We start from the raw sequence: 16,225 nt of genomic DNA, 5'->3' as shown, positions 1-16,225 counted from the left end.
GAAAGGAACACCCATGAGCATCAAGTCCGTGATCGCCGCCACCGCGATCGCCGCCGCCTCCGTCGCGGGCGCCGGCCTGGCCTCGGCCGCCCCCGCTCCGATGCTGAGCGGCTACGTCGGCACCTACGCCACCTACGAAGCCTGCGCCGCCGACGGCAACTCGCCGAGCACCGGTGGTGCGCAGTGGGAGTGCGTCGAGGTCATCGGCGGCTGGGACCTCTACACCTACTGACCCCGGTCAGCCCGCGCGCGGCGGCCCTCGATGTCGACTCCCCGAGACATCGAGGGCCGACCTGTTTCGCGAAGACGCTCAGGTGAGCGCTTCGGCGAGCTGATCGGTCGCGAACACCAGCCACCCTGGATCGCCGTCGACCCGCCCCCACAGTGCCTCCCGCACCGCGCCCGCCTGCGTCCAGCGGCGCACCCGCACCGGGTCGAGCTCGGCCGCGTCACAATAGATATCGAGCAGGCGCAGAATTCTCGCCTTCGGGTTCGCCGCCCGGAGTTCGCGGTCGAATCGGGGACTCCGGATGACATCGAGCGCGTCGCGGGCGGGATCGCCGACCACGCACTTGGGGTCGATCGCCAGCCATGGTTCCCGCTCGGACGCCAGCACATTGGCATCGTGCAGGTCACCGTGCACCAGCAGGTTCGGCTGGTCGGGCCCGAGGTCGCGGAGCGTGGCCAGCGCCGCGTCGACGACTCGGCCGGGCAGCGGGTCACCCAGGGTCGCCGTGGTGGCCCGGATCGAGCGCGCCCAGTCCCTCGCCTGATCGCTGAGCCGGGGGAGTCCGGCGGGAGCTTCGACAGCCAGCCGCCGGGTGAGCGCGCCCTGGATCGCGATGGCCTTCTCGGGGTCGGTCACGGTGGCGAGCGTGGCGCCCGCGCGCTCGAGCAGCATCGCGCACCGGTCGTCGTCGCGCTCGTGGAGGTGGACGGCGCCGCGGCCGTTCCACACCGTGAAGGCATCGGGTTCGTGGCGGATGTCGGGACGCGGGTACGAGATCTTGATGACCGCGGGCGGCAGCGCGCGCGGCCGGACCGGCACCACGATCCCGACCTCGCCGTGCATCGTCGGGCCGTCGGGGACGCACGACCAGAGGTCGAGCAGGTCCTCGACCATGCCCGGCAGGGCCGCGAGCCAGGCGCGTCCCTGGCCGTCGACGTGCTTGCCCGCGAACGCCGCGGGTACCGCGATCATCCGGCGATGCCGCTCGGCGCTGCGCACTGTGCCACGGTCCTCCGATGAACGTGTCGATTCGATTGTCGGCAATCTATCGCACGGCGGCGTGAAACATGTTCCGCAACAGTGGAATATGTGGGGCACCTGCGTAATCGAGCGGTTGTTACAGTGAATTGCTGATCGAATGCCGGTAGGTTTCCATGCGATGGATTTCTGGCGAATCGCGGACGAAATCCCGGCAGTAGTTAGCCCGAGCAAGGATGCATGCCGTCACATATTCACTGATCAAAGCCGTATGTGACGAAAGCAACTGCCTGGACGAACGTCCAAGTGCTGGAAATTTGCCAGAAGTCCAGTACTCTCACCGCAGGTCGGATTTCGTTGTGCCGCAGCAGGGCTGCGACACCGATGCGAGGGTTTCACGGCGTGCTCGACATCTATCACTTCTCCTATGGCTGGATCACCCCCGTTCTCGCCTACTTCATGTCCTTTCTCGGCTGCCTGCTCGGCCTGCAGTGCGCGGCCCGTGGACGCAATGCGGGCAGGGGGCGCGCCGGCTGGTTGATCAGCGCCGCGGTCGCCATCGGTGGAACCGGTATCTGGGTCATGCATTTCATCGCCATGCTCGGCTTCTCCATCGCGGGCTCGGAGATCCGCTACGACGTTCCGCTCACGCTGTTCAGCGCGGTGACGGCGATGATCGTCGTCGGGATCGGGCTGTTCATGGTGAACAAGCCGCAACCAACGCTCGCGTCGCTGATCGGCGGCGGCACCATCGCCGGGCTCGGGGTCGGTGCCATGCACTACGCCGGCATGTACGCGATGAAGTCCCATGCGGTCATCTCCTACGATCCGTGGCTGGTCGCGGCGTCGATGGTGATCGCGGTGGTCGCCTCCATCGTGGCGCTGTGGTTCACCCTGCGCGTCAAGGGATTCCTGGCGACGGTCGGCGCGGCGATGATCATGGGTGTCGCGGTCTGCGGGATGCACTACACCGGCATGGCCGCGATGCGCGCGCACGAGGGGCATCACACCTTGGCGCCGCCGCCGGGCGTGCAGGCGATGCAGTTGCTCGGGCCGCTGATCGGGATCATCAGCATGGTGACCATGCTCGTGCTGATCAGCGTGAGCCTGTCCGAGATCGAGAACGAGGACGCGCTGCCGAAGATGCGGTGGAATACGACACCGCGATCTCGCCGCTGAGGTATCCGCAAACGCTCAGCTATGTTAGTTTTCCTTCGGCTCGATCGCCGGGGCAGCAGGCGGTCGGGTGAGGTTCGCTGCTGCGCCCAGGGAGTGCGGATGTCGTCGAGTGTTCCGATCGGTGCTCGGGTCGTCGTCGGCCGGCGCAGACCGTTCTCCGATCCCTGCTTCGATCGCTTCATCGCCTTGGTCGACGGCCTCTCGACCGAGTCGCACGAGATCCTGATCGGATTCGCCGAGCGGCTGCGTGCCGTCGAAGGCATCCCCGTCGACCCGCTGGTCGACTAGTTCACTTCCGGTCCCTCTCGGGGACTTGTCATCCCGCGCCCATCTATCCGGGACTCCTGACTCACTAAATCCGCGCAGGTCATCGCCATTTCCGGCAGGCCTGCCGTTCTGCCGTGCCCAGATCTGGTTCCGTTCGAGGTATTGACCTGGACGCGATGTCCAACCTAAATTGCAGGGACACCGTGTCCCACATACCGGGGACGCGCGGCACACAGGAGTGCGTACATGACACAGAAGGTGTTCGTCGTCGGCGTCGGCATGACGAAGTTCGAGAAGCCGGGCGAACGGGAGTGGGACTACCCCGACATGGCCAGGGAGGCGGGCACGAAGGCGCTCGCCGACGCCGGGATCGAGTACCGGCTGGTCGAGCAGGCCTATGTCGGCTATGTCTACGGCGAGTCCACCTCGGGTCAGCGCGCGGTCTACGAGCTCGGCCTCACCGGCATCCCGGTGGTGAACGTCAACAACAACTGTTCGACCGGGTCGACCGCGCTGTACCTGGCGGCGCAGGCGATTCGCGGTGGGCTGGCCGAATGCACGCTCGCCCTCGGCTTCGAGAAGATGCAGAAGGGCTCGCTCGGTTCGACTTTCGACGACCGCGAGCAGCCGATGATGCGGCATCTGCTGGCGCTGGCCGAGCTGCAGGAGTTCGCGATGCCGCCCGCGCCCTACATGTTCGGCGCCGCGGGCAAGGAGCACATGGAGCGCTACGGCACCACTGCCGAGCAGTTCGCCAAGATCGGCGTGAAGAACCACAAGCATTCGGTGAACAACCCGTACGCGCAGTTCCAGAAGGAATACAGCCTCGACGAAGTGCTCGCGGCCAAGCAGATCTACGGCCCGCTCACCAAGCTGCAGTGCTCGCCGACCTCCGACGGCTCCGGCGCGGTGATCCTCGCCAACGAGGCCTTCGTCGATCGCCACGGGCTGGCCGATCGCGCGGTGGAGATGGTCGGGCAGTCCATGGTCACCGATCTCCAGTCCACCTTCACCGATCCGACCGCGATCAATCTGGTCGGCTCCGACATGTCGCGGACCGCGGCGCTGAAGGTGTACGAGCAGGCCGGGATCGGTCCCGAGGACGTCGATGTCATCGAGCTGCACGACTGCTTCTCCACCAACGAACTGCTGACCTACGAGGCGCTGGGCCTGTGCGCGCCGGGCGAGGGCGGCCGCCTCGTCGACGACGCCGCCACCACCTACGGCGGCACCTGGGTCGTCAACCCGTCCGGCGGCCTGATCTCGAAGGGTCACCCGCTGGGCGCGACCGGTCTGGCCCAGTGCAGCGAGCTCACCTGGCAGTTGCGCGGCACCGCCGACGCCCGCCAGGTCGACGGCGCGCGCGTCGCCCTGCAGCACAACATCGGTCTCGGCGGCGCGGTAGTGGTGACCGCCTACCGCCCGGCTGTCCGCTGATCCCACCCCCCACAAATCATCGAGGAGTAAACCCCATGGCGTCTGTGAGCGTTTCCACCGATCTTCCCGTCACCCCCGAGCAGGCGTGGGCGCGCCTGAGCGATCTGGCGAACTGGGCGGACTGGCTGACCATCCACCAGGGCTGGCGCAGCGAGCTGCCCGCCGAGCTGACCGCGGGCGCGCGGTTCATCGAGGTCGTGTCGGTGATGAACATGGCCAACAAGATCGAGTGGACCGTGGCCGAGGTCGACCCGAACACCTACCTCAAGATCACCGGCACCGGCATGGCCGGCGTCACGGTCGAATTCGCGTTGAAGGTGGAGCCGACGGCCACCGGCTCGAGCGCGGTCTTCGACGCGAGCTTCAAGGGCACGATGATCGTCGGCCCGATCGGCAAGGCCGTCGCCAAGCACGCCGAGGCCGACCTGAAGGAGTCGATGGCCAAGTTCACCGAGCTCGTCGGCTCGGCCGCGTGACCACCTCGGAATCGGCCGGAGTCGTCTTCGACGGCTCCGGCCTGGGGGAGTGGACCGACCCCGAGCGCTTCACGGTCACCGCCGAACGGATCGCGGAATACGCGGCGGCGACCAATGATCCGATCGAGGCGCACCGCGGCGGCGAGATCGCGCCGCCGGTGTTCGCGGTGGTCCCGGTGTTCACCTCGATGGCGCCCGCCGCCCTGTCGGTGGCGCCGGTGGAGCTGCTGATGAAGCTGGTCCACGGCGAGCAGGACTTCCGGTTCCATCGCCCGATCCGGGCCGGTGACGACCTGGTGGTGCGGGCCAAACCGATCGGCTACGTGGGCAGGCCCAACGGCTCGACCGTGGTGGTCTACGCCGAAACACGCGACGCAGCAGGCGAACTCGTCAACGAACAGTGGATGACCGCCTTCTTCCGCAAGGTCGACGCCGGGCCCGGTGAAGGGGAGCCCGCTCCCGATCATCGGATCACCGACGCCGATCGGGCCGGGGAGCCGGTCGCGCGGGTCACCGCCCGCATCGACCAGGACCAGACCTTCCGCTACTCGCCCGCCTCCGGCGATCCCATGCCGATCCACCTCGACGACGAGATCGCCCGTATGACCGGGCTTCCCGGCATCATCAACCACGGCCTGTGCACCATGGCGTTCACGTCCTGGGCGGCACTGACCGAACTCGCCGAGGGGGACACCGCGCGCCTGCGCCGGCTCGCCGTGCGCTTCGCCAAGCCGGTGCTGCCGGGCCAGGACATCACCACGACCCTGTGGCGCACCGACTCCGCGCCGGGTGTCACCGCCTACGCCTTCGAGACCGAAGCCGCCGGGCAGATCGCCATCACCGACGGCCGCGTCGAATTCAACTAGGAGACAGACTCATGGGAAAACTTGACGGTCGCGTCGCCGTCGTCACCGGCGCCGGACGCGGTATCGGCCGCGAACACGCGCTGCTGTTCGCACGCGAGGGCGCGCAGGTCGTGGTCAACGATCTCGGCGGCGCCAACGACGGTTCCGGCAGCGACGCCGGTCCCGCCCAGCAGGTGGTCGACGAGATCGTCGCCGCCGGCGGCCGGGCGGTCGCCAACACCGACAACATCGCTACGTGGGACGGCGCGAAAGCCCTTGTCGACCAGGCGATCAGCGAGTACGGCTCGCTCGATGTGCTGGTCAACAACGCCGGCATCCTGCGCGACGCGTTCATCGCGGGGATGGCGGAGTCCCAGTGGGACGCCGTCATCGCCGTGCACCTCAAGGGTCACGCCGCCACCCTGCACCACGCCGCGGCGTACTGGAAGGCGCAGGCCAAGGCGGGCACTCCGGTCGCGGCCTCGGTGATCAACACCGCCTCGGCCTCGGGGACGTTCATGCCCAACGCGGGCCAGGGCAACTACGGCGCGGCGAAAGCGGGCATCGCCGCGCTGACGCTGGTGGCCGCCGACGAACTCGAGCGCTACGGCGTGCGGGTCAACGCGATCGCCCCGATCGCCCGCACCCGGCTGACGCTGGCGACCCCGGGCATGGGGGCGCTGTTCGCCGCCGAGGTCCCCGAGGGTGAGTTCGACGCGTTCGCCCCCGCCAATATCTCACCGCTGGTCGCGCACCTGGCCGAGGCCGACTGCCCGCTCACCGGCAAGGTGTTCGCGGTGCAGGGCGGCGCGATCGTCGAACTGGCCGGGTGGCACGACGTGCGCACGGTCGAGACCGACGGCCCGTGGACCATCGACGAGGTCGCCGCCCGGCTGAAGGAGACCAGCTAGTCATGGCACGCAACAGCTACGAGCTCGGCGTCGGCGTCAGCGAGGACCACCTGGCCCTCGCCGACGCGGTCGGCGGATTCGTCGAGCGCACCGTCACCGCCGAGATCGTCCGCGCGGCCGTCGAATCCACCGAGGCGGGCAAGCAGCTGCCGTACTGGGACGCGCTCGTCGCCCAGGATCTGCTGAGTCTGCATGTGCCCGAGGATCTGGGCGGACAGGGGGCGGGTCTGCTCACCCTGGCCGTCGCGCTCGAACCGCTCGGCCGCGGTCTGCACACCGGTCCGTTCGTGCCGACCGTGCTGGCCGGCGCGGTGCTCGCCCAGGACGGCGGGGCGTGGGCGCGGGCCCAGCTGCCCGGGCTGGCCGACGGCTCGCGCACCGGCGCGGTCGCCCTGTCGTCGGGGCTGACGGGTGTGCTGCGTGACGGCGCGCTGATCGTCGACGGGACGGCCGACGGCGTGACCGGGGCGGTGTCGGCGGATGTCGTCCTCGCGCCGGTCACCGTGGACGGTGACCTGCGGTGGGTGGCGTTCGAGAACGTCGAACTGGCCGTGAGCGCACAGGATTCCGTCGACGTGCTGCGCGGCGCGGCCCGGCTGCACGCGGATGCGGTCGAGGTCCCCGCCGAGCGGGTGCTCGCGGTGTCCGCGGCGCGGGTGCGCTCGGTGGCGGCGGTGGTGCTGGGCGCCGAGGCGGTCGGGGCGATGTCGTGGTGTGTCTCCACCGCGGCGGAGTACGCCAAGACCCGCGTGCAGTTCGGCAGGCCGATCGGGCAGTTCCAGGGTGTCAAGCACAAGTGCGCGCACATGGGCATCGCGCTGGAGAAGGCGCGGGCGGTCCTGTGGGACGCCGCGTTCGCGCTCGATCGCGACGACGAGAACGCCGACTACGCGGCCGCGGTCGCCGCGCTGATCATTCCCGACGCCGCGGTTCAGGTGGCCCAGGACTGCATCCAGGTCCACGGCGGCATCGGCTTCACCTGGGAGCACGACGCGCACCTGTACTACCGGCGCGCACTCGCGCTGCGGGGACAGCTCGGGGCACGGGACGAACGGGCCGAGACGGTCGCGGGCTACGCGCTGTCGGGCGCGACGCTGTCGAGCGAGCTGGAACTGCCCGCCGAGGCCGAACAGATCCGGGCCGGGATCCGCGCGGAACTCGCGGTGATCGCCGCGATCGACGACGAGGACGAGCAGCTGGTCGCCCTCGGTGACGGCGGCTGGAACCTGCCGCACCTGCCGCGTCCTTACGGCCGGTCGGCGTCGCCGCTCGAGCAGGTGGTGATCTCGCAGGAGATCAGGGCCTCGGGGATTCCGATGCCGCAGCTGCTGATGGGCACCTGGGCGGTCGGCGCGATCGTCCCGCACGGTGACGAACGGCAGAAGCGGGAACTGGTCGTGCCGACCCTGCGCGGGGAACTGGTGTGGTGCCAGCTGTTCAGCGAGCCGGGCGCGGGGTCGGACCTGGCGAGCCTGACCACCAAGGCCACCAAGGTCGACGGTGGCTGGCGGATCTCCGGCCAGAAGATCTGGACCACGGTCGCGCAGTTCGCCGACTGGGCGATGCTGATCGCCCGCACCAGCCCGGACAAACCCAAGCACGAGGGCATCACCTACTTCGTGCTGGACATGTCGACCCCGGGGATCACCGTGCGGCCGCTCCGGGAGATGACCGGATCGGCGCTGTTCAACGAGGTGTTCCTGGACGATGTGTTCATCCCCGACGCGAACGTGGTCGGGGCGGTCGACGACGGCTGGCACGTGGCCCGTACGACGCTGGCCGGTGAGCGGGTGGCGCTGAGCCAGAAGATGGAGGCCTACGCGACCGACACCGATCTGCTGCGGTTCGCGATGGGCCGGGAGCTCTCGCCGGTGGCGCGGTATCACGTCGGCGAGCTGATGGCCGAGAGCCGGGCGGTGGACGTGATCGGGTCGCGGGTGGTGCTCAAGCAGCTCTCGGGCATCGATGTGTCGACCACGTCCAGCGTCGGCAAGCTGCTGGGAATGGGTCTGGGACAGGCGATCTCGGAGTTCGTCGTCGCCGAGCTCGGGGTCGCGGGGGTGGTCTCGGTGCCGGGCGAGCGCAGCGATCACGCGATGGAACAGCTGATCGCCGGTCGCGCCACCACCATCTACGGTGGCACCACCGAGGTGCAGCTCAATGTCATCGGTGAGCGGATGCTCGGCCTGCCGAGGGACGCCTCGGTGACCGCCTGAGCGCGGTCACGGCCGTGGCCGCACCCACCCGCCGAAGGCGTCCTGGAGGGTGAGGGCCGCGGCGATCGACAGGTGGTCGCGGCCCGCACCCGCGACCACCTGCACACCCAGCGGCAGCCCGTGCGTGCCCCGGCCCAGCGGAACCTGGGTCACCGGCAGCCCGGCGAGGCTGAACGGGGCGACCGCGTCGGTACGCCACGGCTGCCCGGTGGTGCGACCGTGGCGCGGCGCGACGGAGGTGAGTGTGGGATGCAGGAGCAGACCGTCGCCGATGGTGTCGGCGATCTCGGCGGCGGCCGCATGAGCGGCGCCGGTGATCCGCCGGGCCGGTCCGGCGGGCACGCGAGCGGCGAGCAGTTCGCCGAGCGCGAGCAGCCGGGTGGGCAGGGTATGGTCGCCGGGCAGGCCCGCGAGCTGCCGTGGGGCCAGGATGTCGGCGCCCTCGCCGCGCATGATCTCGGCGAAGCTGATGCCGGTCTCCTTGGCGAGCACCATGGTGGTGAACAGCCCGATCATCCGCAGCGATTCCGTCCTGACTCGGACGATCTCGGCGCCCGCGCTCGCCAGCGCGGCGGCCGCGCGATCACGCGCGGCGAGCACCTCCCGGCCGACGCCGGGGGCGAATGCGCCGTCGAGCAGCACGACCCGCACCCCACCCAGCGAGGTGGTCGCCGGATCGCCGAGGGTCATCTCCCGCGCGAGCGGGTCGACGCCGTCCGGACCGGCCATGATCCGCAGCAGGGGCATCAGATCCTCGGCGCGGCGGGCGATCAGGCCGTTCGCGCAGAGGGCGGCGACGCCGTAGGGCGGCGGCCACGCGCCGGTGGTCGGCAGCAGGCCGGTCGACGGGCGGTGGCCGAAGACGCCGTTGCAGAACGCCGGAATGCGGATGGACCCGAGTGTGTCGGTGGCCAGGCCCAGCGGGGACCCGCCGCTGCCCACCGCCGCGCCCTCACCGCCGGAAGATCCACCCGCCGTGCGGGTCCGGTCGTGGACATTGCTGGTGCGGCCGTAGACCCGATTGTCGGACTCGATCCACATGCAGCCCTCGGAGGTGTTGGTCAGCCCGAGCAGGATGGCCCCGGCGTCGAGCACCCGCTGCACCACCGTCGCGTTCGCGGACGGGCGCAGGTGCCTGCGGGCCAGGACGCCCGCCGTGTGGGGCAGGCCGGCCACGGCCAGCGATTCCTTGACGGTGATCGGCACGCCGAACAGCGGCGGCAGCGTCGCGGGTCCGGTCGCCAGCTGCGCGTCGGCCGCGTCGGCCTGGGCGCGCGCGGCCGCGTAGCGCTCGACGACGACGGCGTTCGTCGCCGGGGCGAAGCGTTCGAGCACGGCGATGTGGGCATCGACCACCGCGCGGGCACTCACCTCACCCGCGCGCAGGGCGGCAGCCAGGCCGATCGCGGACTCGTCGGTGATCGTCGTCCCGATCCGGCCAGAGCTCATGCGTTACATTATTACGCACGATGTCAACCCGATCGACGGACGTGGCGCGGCCGGTCAGGGCATGCTGTGCGCCAGCACGAGGATGCCGCCGACCAGCAGGGCGAGCACCTTCACGACCTCGAGGGCGATATAGGCGAGATGACTGTGCGATCGTGGCACGTCGGCACCGGCGAGCACGGCGTCGCTGCGGCGGGTCAGGCGCGGGCGCACGACCGCGACCTGCGCGGCGAACACGACCATCGCCACCGTGAGGGTCCGGGTGGCCGCGGTGCCGGGGGAGTCGACCAGGATCGCGGCGAGAATCGTTGCGGCGAGGACGAGTTCGGCGATATTGAGGGCCCGGAAGACCAGCCTGCCGATGCCGAGCCCGATCGGCACGGTGACCCCGGGCGCGCGGAATTTCAGCGGCGCCTCCAGGAACGAGATGGCCAGCACCATGCCCAGCCAGCAGAATGTCGCCGCGGCGATCACGGCCAACGCGGTCGTCATATCGATCGGTTCCTCTCCGTCGGTGATCCTCGCCGACCAGACCAGGATCGCCGATCGGCGGTGATCTGTCCCGAGTCCGCGTCGGCCGGGTGCCGGACCCGGCTGGGATACTGTCCGGGCCGGATCGCCCCGTTCCGGTGCCCGATGGGAGGAACGTGACCGCACAGCGCGCCGATGGCCGGGCCAGCCGGTGGGACCGGCATCGCGCCGAGCGCCGGGACCGGATCCTCACGGCGGCGCTGACGGCCGTGCAGGCCCAGGGTGCCTCGGTGGGGGTGCAGGAGATCGCCGATCTCGCGGAGGTGCCGCGGTCGGTGCTGTACCGGCTGTTCAAGGACCGCCAGGACCTCGACGAGCAACTGCGGGCCCGCATCGTCGACGACCTGATGGCCGTGCTCGCCCCGACCCTGAACCCGGAAGGCACCGTCGCCGAGGCCATCGAGCGCTCGGTGGACGCCTACGTGGGCTGGATCGCCGCCAACCCGCGACTGCACTATTTCCTCGGTGCCGGGTCGGCGGCGGAGAAGCGGCCCAATTCGCCGATCGTGTCCGGCACCAAGATCGCCATCGCGGGCACCGTCCGGGAGGTGTTCGAGAACGCGCTGCGCGCCCAGTCCGCCCCGGTGACGATCGCCGAGCCGATGGCCTTCGGTCTGGTCGGCTTCGTCGACGGCAGTGTGAACCGCTGGCTGAGCCGCGCCATGCAGCCGATGGACGCCGCCGAGCTGTCGTCCTATCTCCAGGAAGCGATCTGGGCGATCGTGGACAGCAGTCTGCGCAAGGTCGGCGTGATGCTCAATCCGCTGACACCGATGGCGGATCTGGTCGCGCCGCCTGCCGAGGACTGACTCACCGTTCGGTGGCGGCCCGGACCGTGGCGAGCAGTTCGCGCGTGCACGCCGCCAGGTCGAAATCGGGTTCGGCGGCGACCCGGGTGATCACCCCGTTGCGCAGCGACAGGACGAACCCGGCCAGCAGATCGGTGTCGAACTCCCGGAACTCGCCGTCGCGCTGCCCGCGGGCCAGCAGTTCGGCCAGCTTCGCCCGGTCCGCGGCCGCCAGTCCGCCCAGGTCCGCGCTGTCGGGCGCGGCGGCCTGGATGCGCAGCATCGCCACCAGGTGAGGCCGGTGCTCGCGCAGGAATTCGCTGTTCGCGCGGAGGAACCCGGCCAGTTCCTCGGCGGCGGTACCCGGCGCCGTGCGCGCCACCACGAAGGCGGCGAAATCGCCCAGGACCGTGCGCATCACTTCGGTGATCAGGTCCTGTTTGCCCTGGAAGTGGTACGAGATCATCCCGGTGCTGCTGAGACCGGCCCGGCGCGCGATGGCCGCGAAAGAGGCACGGGCGTAATCCGTCTCGGCGATGGTGTCGATGGCGGCGCGCACGATCTGGGCGCGGCGGGCCTGTTCGGTGATCGTGAGCACCGCACGCCGCTGCTGTCCGGCCATCACCACCCCGTGATCGCGAGTGCGAAGGCGTGCCGCTGCGGTGCGGCCCGGGCCGGTAGCTCGACGAGCAGGTCGGGGCCGTGCTGTTGCCAGGTCGGTGCGGGTGGCCCGCCCACCAGGGCGACCGTGGCGCTGTCGGGGATCGTCAGGTCGCGCAGGGTGATCGCGCCCGCGGGCTGATCGGCGAGCACGATCGCGTGCACGGTGTCGCCACGACGGGTGAAGCGCACCGCGTGACCGTCCGTCGTGGTGGTGGCGGACCGCTCCCACGGGACCGTGTCGTAGATCGCCTCCGCATTGCGCCCGAGCCAGGTACCGAGCGCGCGCAACGGCGCCCGCTGGAGGTCGGGGATCCGCCCGTCGCCGTCGGGGCCGACATTGAGCAGGAGATTGCCGCCCCCGGCCACCACGTCCACGAGCAGGTGGATCACCTCGGCCCCGGTGAGGGTGTCCGCGGCGGTCTCCTCGGCGTTGTATCCGAACGACCTGCCCAACCCCCTGGTCAGTTCCCACGCGCCGGACGGCGGGTCGGTGGGTGGGGCGTACTCGTAGGTGGTGAAGTCGTGGTGGAAGTCCTTGGGCGGGTCGGGAATCGGCTTGCCGAGCGCGCCCATCACCCGCAGCGCCCCGCCCAGGAAGCGCAGATAGGCGGCCCGGGCGACCCGGTTCGCCGGCAGCTTCGGTTGCATCCAGCGATCGTTCACCAGCCCCTCGGGGACGGTGTCGTAGTAGTGCGCCACGATCTCGTGCGGATCCACTTCCGCGGGCCAGCCCATGTCGTTCCAGAGGATCGACGGCGCGTAGGTGTCGATGAGTTCACGCCACTGCGCGGTGGCGTAGCGGGCGTATTCGGGTCCCAGCGCCTGATGCCGGATCAGATCGGTCATGGTCCGCAGCGGCGTGGTCCGGAAGGTCCAGTTCATGCCGCCGCAGTAGTACAGGCCCATCCGCGCGCCCCGCTGCCGCACGGCGGCCGACAGGTCGCCGACGAGATCGCGGGACGCGCGATAGTCCGCGGGCATATGCGGATTGCCGATATCCGTGGGCCACAGGGGATATCCGTCGAGATGCCGGGTCACCAGGACGACATACCTGGCGCCCGCCCCGGTGAACAGCTCCGCCCACTCGTCGAAGTCCACCGCCCGCGCGGCCGCGTCGAAGCGGGGCCGGAAGCCGGTGTAGTCGATACCGTCGCCGTAGGTGGCGGCATGGTGGATCGCGGTGGGGGAACCGGGAACCCGCAGTGAATTGAGGTACCACTCCGCGTACGGGATCCGGTCGGCGGTCGTCGCGCCGGTGGTGAGGTCACGCATGAACGCGGTGTAGTCCGCGGTGCCGCGTGCGGCGAAGGCGGGCACCGAGTACGGGCCCCAGTGCACGAAGATGCCGAGCTTGGCCCCGCGGTACCAGTCCGGGACCGGCCGCTGGGCCAGGGCCTGCCGGTTCGGCGGGTAACTCATCGGCACTCCTCGGTGTCGTGCGGGGCGAGCGGCGATCCGCGGATTTGCTCGGGTGAGCAAAAATAAGCATACATGAGCAATTCGGCGGGTTTCGCACAGGTCAGGGCCGCGCTAGATCCCGTTCAGCCCTGTGGCATCGGCAGGGGAATCACCACGCCGAGCGGCAGCGTGAGCTGCGGACCCGGTGTGGGGTCGGGGTCGGCCGGTGGCCGTTCGGTGTCGGTGGGTTGCTCGCCGCACAGGATCCCGCACTCGATGGCACCGATCACCGGGAGCGACACGAGGATCACCGGTTCACGCGGCGGGGCCGGGGTCGGTGCCATGGGTTCGAGTGCGAGTGGGGATTCGTCGGCGGGGGAGGGGGTCTCGGGTGCCGTGTCGACCGGTGGCCGGGTGGGTGCCGCCGGGTCGAGGACGACGTCGACGCGCACCTGGGCCCCGCCGGTGCGGTAGCGCTCCGACCAGCCGAGGACGTCGGCCGCGTAGGCCGCCGAGTAGTTGTAGCGCAGCACCGCACGCTGCCGCGCCGCGGCGTCCCGCAGATCGGTGCCGTCGGCACACAGGTAGCGGCCCGCGGCCAGCGCGGCGTCGAACACATTGTGCGGGTCCGTCGTTCCGTCGCCGTTGCCGTCGGTGGCGTAGCGGCTCCAGGTGCTCGGCAGGAATTGCATCGGGCCGACCGCGCGCACGAATCCGCCGTCGGCGGCGGGGATCACCTCGTTGCCCGGCAGCGTGCCGTCGAGGGCCGGACCGAAGATGGGGCGCAGCGTGGTGCCCTCCGCGTCGGTGTTGCCCCGGTCGGCGTGATCGGACTCGATCTTGCCGATGCCCGCCAGCAGGTGCCAGCTCACGCCGCATCCCGGCGCCGAGGATTGCAGGGACAGCTCGGCATTGCGATAGGCGGCGAGGACGATCTCGGGGATGCCGAGGCCGCCGGTGGTACCGGTCGACGTGACCGCGACCGCGATCGGCTCGATCGGCGGCGTCGCGGTCCGCAGCTTGCGCGGCGTCGGCGGCGTGGGCGCGAGCAGTCCGACGACGGTCGACTCGGTCGGCAGCGATTCGACAGTGGCCGGCGCGGCGAAGAATTCGGGCACGGCCGGTGCGGTGACACGGGCCGAACCGGTGACGAGCAGCCCGGCCGCGAGGATCGTGGTCGCGGCGAGAGGAGCGGAGCGCATGGGGTGAACACCTTCCGCGGCCCCGGTGCGGGCCGCCTGGAATCGGGTAGTGCGGACGGGTGGCCGTGTCCGGCCTGGTGGCGACGTGATCAGCGCACCGGATACCTGCGGTCGGTCAGATCGAAGGCGTGGGGCTGACCCGCGTGATAGAGCGCGCTGTCGGCGAGCATCAACGGCTCCCACAGCGGCATCCGGAATCGGGGCGTGATCGGGACGCGGCCCGCCGCCGAACCGCTGACGTGCAGAACCGCGTTCGCCGCCCGCCGTCCGCTCTCGTTGGCACCTTCCAGACACGCGACGTTCGTCCGCGTCCGGATCCAGTCGCCCGCGAGGAACAGGTTGTCGATGGCGGTGGTCGTGTCCGGTCGGTCGGCCCACGAGCCAGGGTTCGGGAGGAAGCCCGCGCCGTCGTCGGAGACATCCGGGGTGCCGGGATCGCTGACCGGGGTCCGCCAGAACTGTGCGGTGAACACCGCGGTCGCCTTGTCCGGCGGGATCGCGCAGACGTAGTAGTCGGCCTCGACGCTGTGCCCGGCGCCGGTGTGGTCGGTCACCGTGGCGGCCCGGATGTGCGCGCCGTCGGTCTCGAAGCCCGACAGCTGCGCGCCGAACGCGAAGGTGACACCGAGCGAGCGCAGGTGGGCGACCCACGGATGGATGAAGGTCGCCGAGGTCGGCCCGTTGAGCACCCGGTCGTCGCGGTCGTCGTCCGGGTTCAGCAGTGACCGGACGAAGTCCTCGCCGGTCAGGCCGATCGAATGCGCGCTGCAGGCGCGGGCGTGCGTCGCCATCAGCGTGCGGAGGAAACCGTCGCCGAGGAAGCGGTGGTATTCGGCCGACGCGTTGTCCAGGCCCGCGAATTCGCTCCAGCTCATCCGTTCCCACTGGCCGAGTCGGCGTTCCTCGCAGCTCGAGATGTAGACCGCCAGCCGTTCGGCGGCGAACAGCGCCTCGTGCGGGAGCAGACGGAACAGCGTCTCGAACACCGAGGCGAAGGAATCGGCGAACTGCCGTGGCGTCCGCGGGCTCTGGCGCGACGGCAACGGAAACGGCAGCGCGACAGTCGAGTTGACGCGTCCCCTCCCCGCGATCGTCGCCGCGTCGACCCGGACCAGATTGTCGTACACGCCGTTCCGGTTGCGGCGGAACGGAATGCGGCGCAGCGTGTCGGGCAGGTCGCGGTGGCAGCCGAAGAAGGTGGGGAAGCCGTGTTCGCCGGGCAGGGCCCGATCGCTGACGATGCTGCGGCACTTCCCGCCCGCCACGCCGCGCCGTTCGTAGACGGTGACCGCGAAGCCGCGTTCGGCGAGTTCGTGCGCGGTGGTCAGTCCGGCGAGCCCGGCGCCGAATACGGCGACGGTGCGCCCGCCCGGCGCGGCCGCCGCCCGGCGGTTGGTCGATCGCAGGAAGCCACGTCGCGCGGACTGCCAGTTGATTCCCATGTCTCGTCCAGTCGTCTGCCCGGCCGTCCTCGACGTGTGCGCGCCGTTGCCGGGTGTCGATACCCCGCGTCTTATGTTACTGACGATTCTGAACAAGTAGTGCGAAACAGCGATACACAGTCGGCTTAGAGTCGGTCGACGACGTCCCTAAGTTGATGACAATTCTGTGAACTCGAGGTACTGTTCGAAGTGCCCGGCGACGACGTGTGTGGCGGAA

The 16,225-nt window shown here is 70.1% G+C and carries 16 protein-coding genes; 9 read left to right on the top strand and 7 right to left on the bottom strand.

What is annotated here, in order from left to right:
- The first annotated feature begins 13 nt into the window (after positions 1-13).
- Complete coding sequence (locus ACFYWJ_RS25660) at positions 14-232, top strand: hypothetical protein (protein ID WP_355283910.1); 219 nt, start codon at positions 14-16, stop codon at positions 230-232.
- A gap of 78 nt (positions 233-310) precedes the next feature.
- Here the strand turns inward: ACFYWJ_RS25660 and ACFYWJ_RS25655 are convergent, their stop codons facing one another.
- Positions 311-1,228 carry an aminoglycoside phosphotransferase family protein gene (locus ACFYWJ_RS25655; RefSeq protein WP_355283908.1) on the bottom strand — a complete coding sequence of 306 codons (918 nt, stop codon included), beginning with the start codon at positions 1,226-1,228 and terminating at the stop codon, positions 311-313.
- A 381-nt stretch (positions 1,229-1,609) separates the two neighbouring features.
- Here ACFYWJ_RS25655 and ACFYWJ_RS25650 point away from each other — a divergent pair, with 381 nt between their 5' ends.
- The 7 genes from ACFYWJ_RS25650 to ACFYWJ_RS25620 all read left to right on the top strand — a co-directional run bounded on the left by ACFYWJ_RS25650 (position 1,610) and on the right by ACFYWJ_RS25620 (position 8,538).
- On the top strand, positions 1,610-2,386 hold the full coding sequence (locus ACFYWJ_RS25650; protein ID WP_355283905.1) for an MHYT domain-containing protein: 777 nt from the start codon (positions 1,610-1,612) through the stop codon (positions 2,384-2,386).
- Positions 2,387-2,485: 99 nt separating this feature from the next.
- The gene (locus ACFYWJ_RS25645; protein WP_355283903.1) at positions 2,486-2,674 is read left to right on the top strand and encodes a hypothetical protein; all 189 of its coding nucleotides are present in this window, start codon (positions 2,486-2,488) and stop codon (positions 2,672-2,674) included.
- A gap of 225 nt (positions 2,675-2,899) precedes the next feature.
- Positions 2,900-4,090, top strand: coding sequence for a lipid-transfer protein (locus tag ACFYWJ_RS25640; RefSeq protein ID WP_355283901.1), 1,191 nt, complete (start codon positions 2,900-2,902; stop codon positions 4,088-4,090).
- A 35-nt stretch (positions 4,091-4,125) separates the two neighbouring features.
- Positions 4,126-4,566: an SRPBCC family protein gene (locus ACFYWJ_RS25635; RefSeq protein ID WP_355283898.1), complete on the top strand. Its 441-nt coding sequence runs from the start codon at positions 4,126-4,128 to the stop codon at positions 4,564-4,566.
- Positions 4,563-5,432 carry a MaoC/PaaZ C-terminal domain-containing protein gene (locus tag ACFYWJ_RS25630; protein WP_355283895.1) on the top strand — a complete coding sequence of 290 codons (870 nt, stop codon included), beginning with the start codon at positions 4,563-4,565 and terminating at the stop codon, positions 5,430-5,432. Before ACFYWJ_RS25635 ends, ACFYWJ_RS25630 begins: the two co-directional genes overlap by 4 nt.
- 11 nt (positions 5,433-5,443) lie before the next feature.
- Positions 5,444-6,322: an SDR family oxidoreductase gene (locus ACFYWJ_RS25625; protein ID WP_355283892.1), complete on the top strand. Its 879-nt coding sequence runs from the start codon at positions 5,444-5,446 to the stop codon at positions 6,320-6,322.
- Between the two features lie 2 nt (positions 6,323-6,324).
- Positions 6,325-8,538: an acyl-CoA dehydrogenase gene (locus tag ACFYWJ_RS25620; protein WP_355283889.1), complete on the top strand. Its 2,214-nt coding sequence runs from the start codon at positions 6,325-6,327 to the stop codon at positions 8,536-8,538.
- 6 nt (positions 8,539-8,544) lie between these two features.
- On the opposite strand, the gene ACFYWJ_RS25615 is transcribed toward ACFYWJ_RS25620, so the two are convergent.
- Positions 8,545-9,987: an amidase gene (locus ACFYWJ_RS25615; protein ID WP_355283887.1), complete on the bottom strand. Its 1,443-nt coding sequence runs from the start codon at positions 9,985-9,987 to the stop codon at positions 8,545-8,547.
- 54 nt (positions 9,988-10,041) lie between these two features.
- A complete protein-coding gene (locus ACFYWJ_RS25610; protein ID WP_355283884.1) occupies positions 10,042-10,476 on the bottom strand; it encodes a hypothetical protein in 435 nt (144 codons plus the stop codon).
- A 155-nt stretch (positions 10,477-10,631) separates the two neighbouring features.
- On the opposite strand from ACFYWJ_RS25610, the gene ACFYWJ_RS25605 reads away from it, so the two are divergent.
- Complete coding sequence (locus ACFYWJ_RS25605) at positions 10,632-11,324, top strand: TetR/AcrR family transcriptional regulator (RefSeq protein WP_355283883.1); 693 nt, start codon at positions 10,632-10,634, stop codon at positions 11,322-11,324.
- Position 11,325: 1 nt separating this feature from the next.
- On the opposite strand, the gene ACFYWJ_RS25600 is transcribed toward ACFYWJ_RS25605, so the two are convergent.
- The 4 genes from ACFYWJ_RS25600 to ACFYWJ_RS25585 form a co-directional block, all read right to left on the bottom strand.
- Positions 11,326-11,925, bottom strand: coding sequence for a TetR/AcrR family transcriptional regulator (locus tag ACFYWJ_RS25600; RefSeq protein ID WP_355283880.1), 600 nt, complete (start codon positions 11,923-11,925; stop codon positions 11,326-11,328).
- Positions 11,925-13,385, bottom strand: a complete 1,461-nt coding sequence (locus ACFYWJ_RS25595; protein WP_355283878.1) for an alpha-L-fucosidase — start codon at positions 13,383-13,385, stop codon at positions 11,925-11,927. The genes ACFYWJ_RS25600 and ACFYWJ_RS25595 overlap by 1 nt, the downstream gene beginning before the upstream one ends.
- A gap of 122 nt (positions 13,386-13,507) precedes the next feature.
- On the bottom strand, positions 13,508-14,566 hold the full coding sequence (locus ACFYWJ_RS25590; protein WP_355283875.1) for a lytic murein transglycosylase: 1,059 nt from the start codon (positions 14,564-14,566) through the stop codon (positions 13,508-13,510).
- Between the two features lie 89 nt (positions 14,567-14,655).
- Positions 14,656-16,008, bottom strand: a complete 1,353-nt coding sequence (locus tag ACFYWJ_RS25585; protein ID WP_355283873.1) for an FAD-dependent oxidoreductase — start codon at positions 16,006-16,008, stop codon at positions 14,656-14,658.
- Positions 16,009-16,225: the final 217 nt, after the last annotated feature.

Source organism: Nocardia sp. NPDC003269 (assembly GCF_042888005.1).
Classification (GTDB): domain Bacteria; phylum Actinomycetota; class Actinomycetes; order Mycobacteriales; family Mycobacteriaceae; genus Nocardia.
The sequence above is the reverse complement of the archived record's forward strand: the minus strand, read 5'-3'. Positions and strand labels throughout refer to the sequence as shown.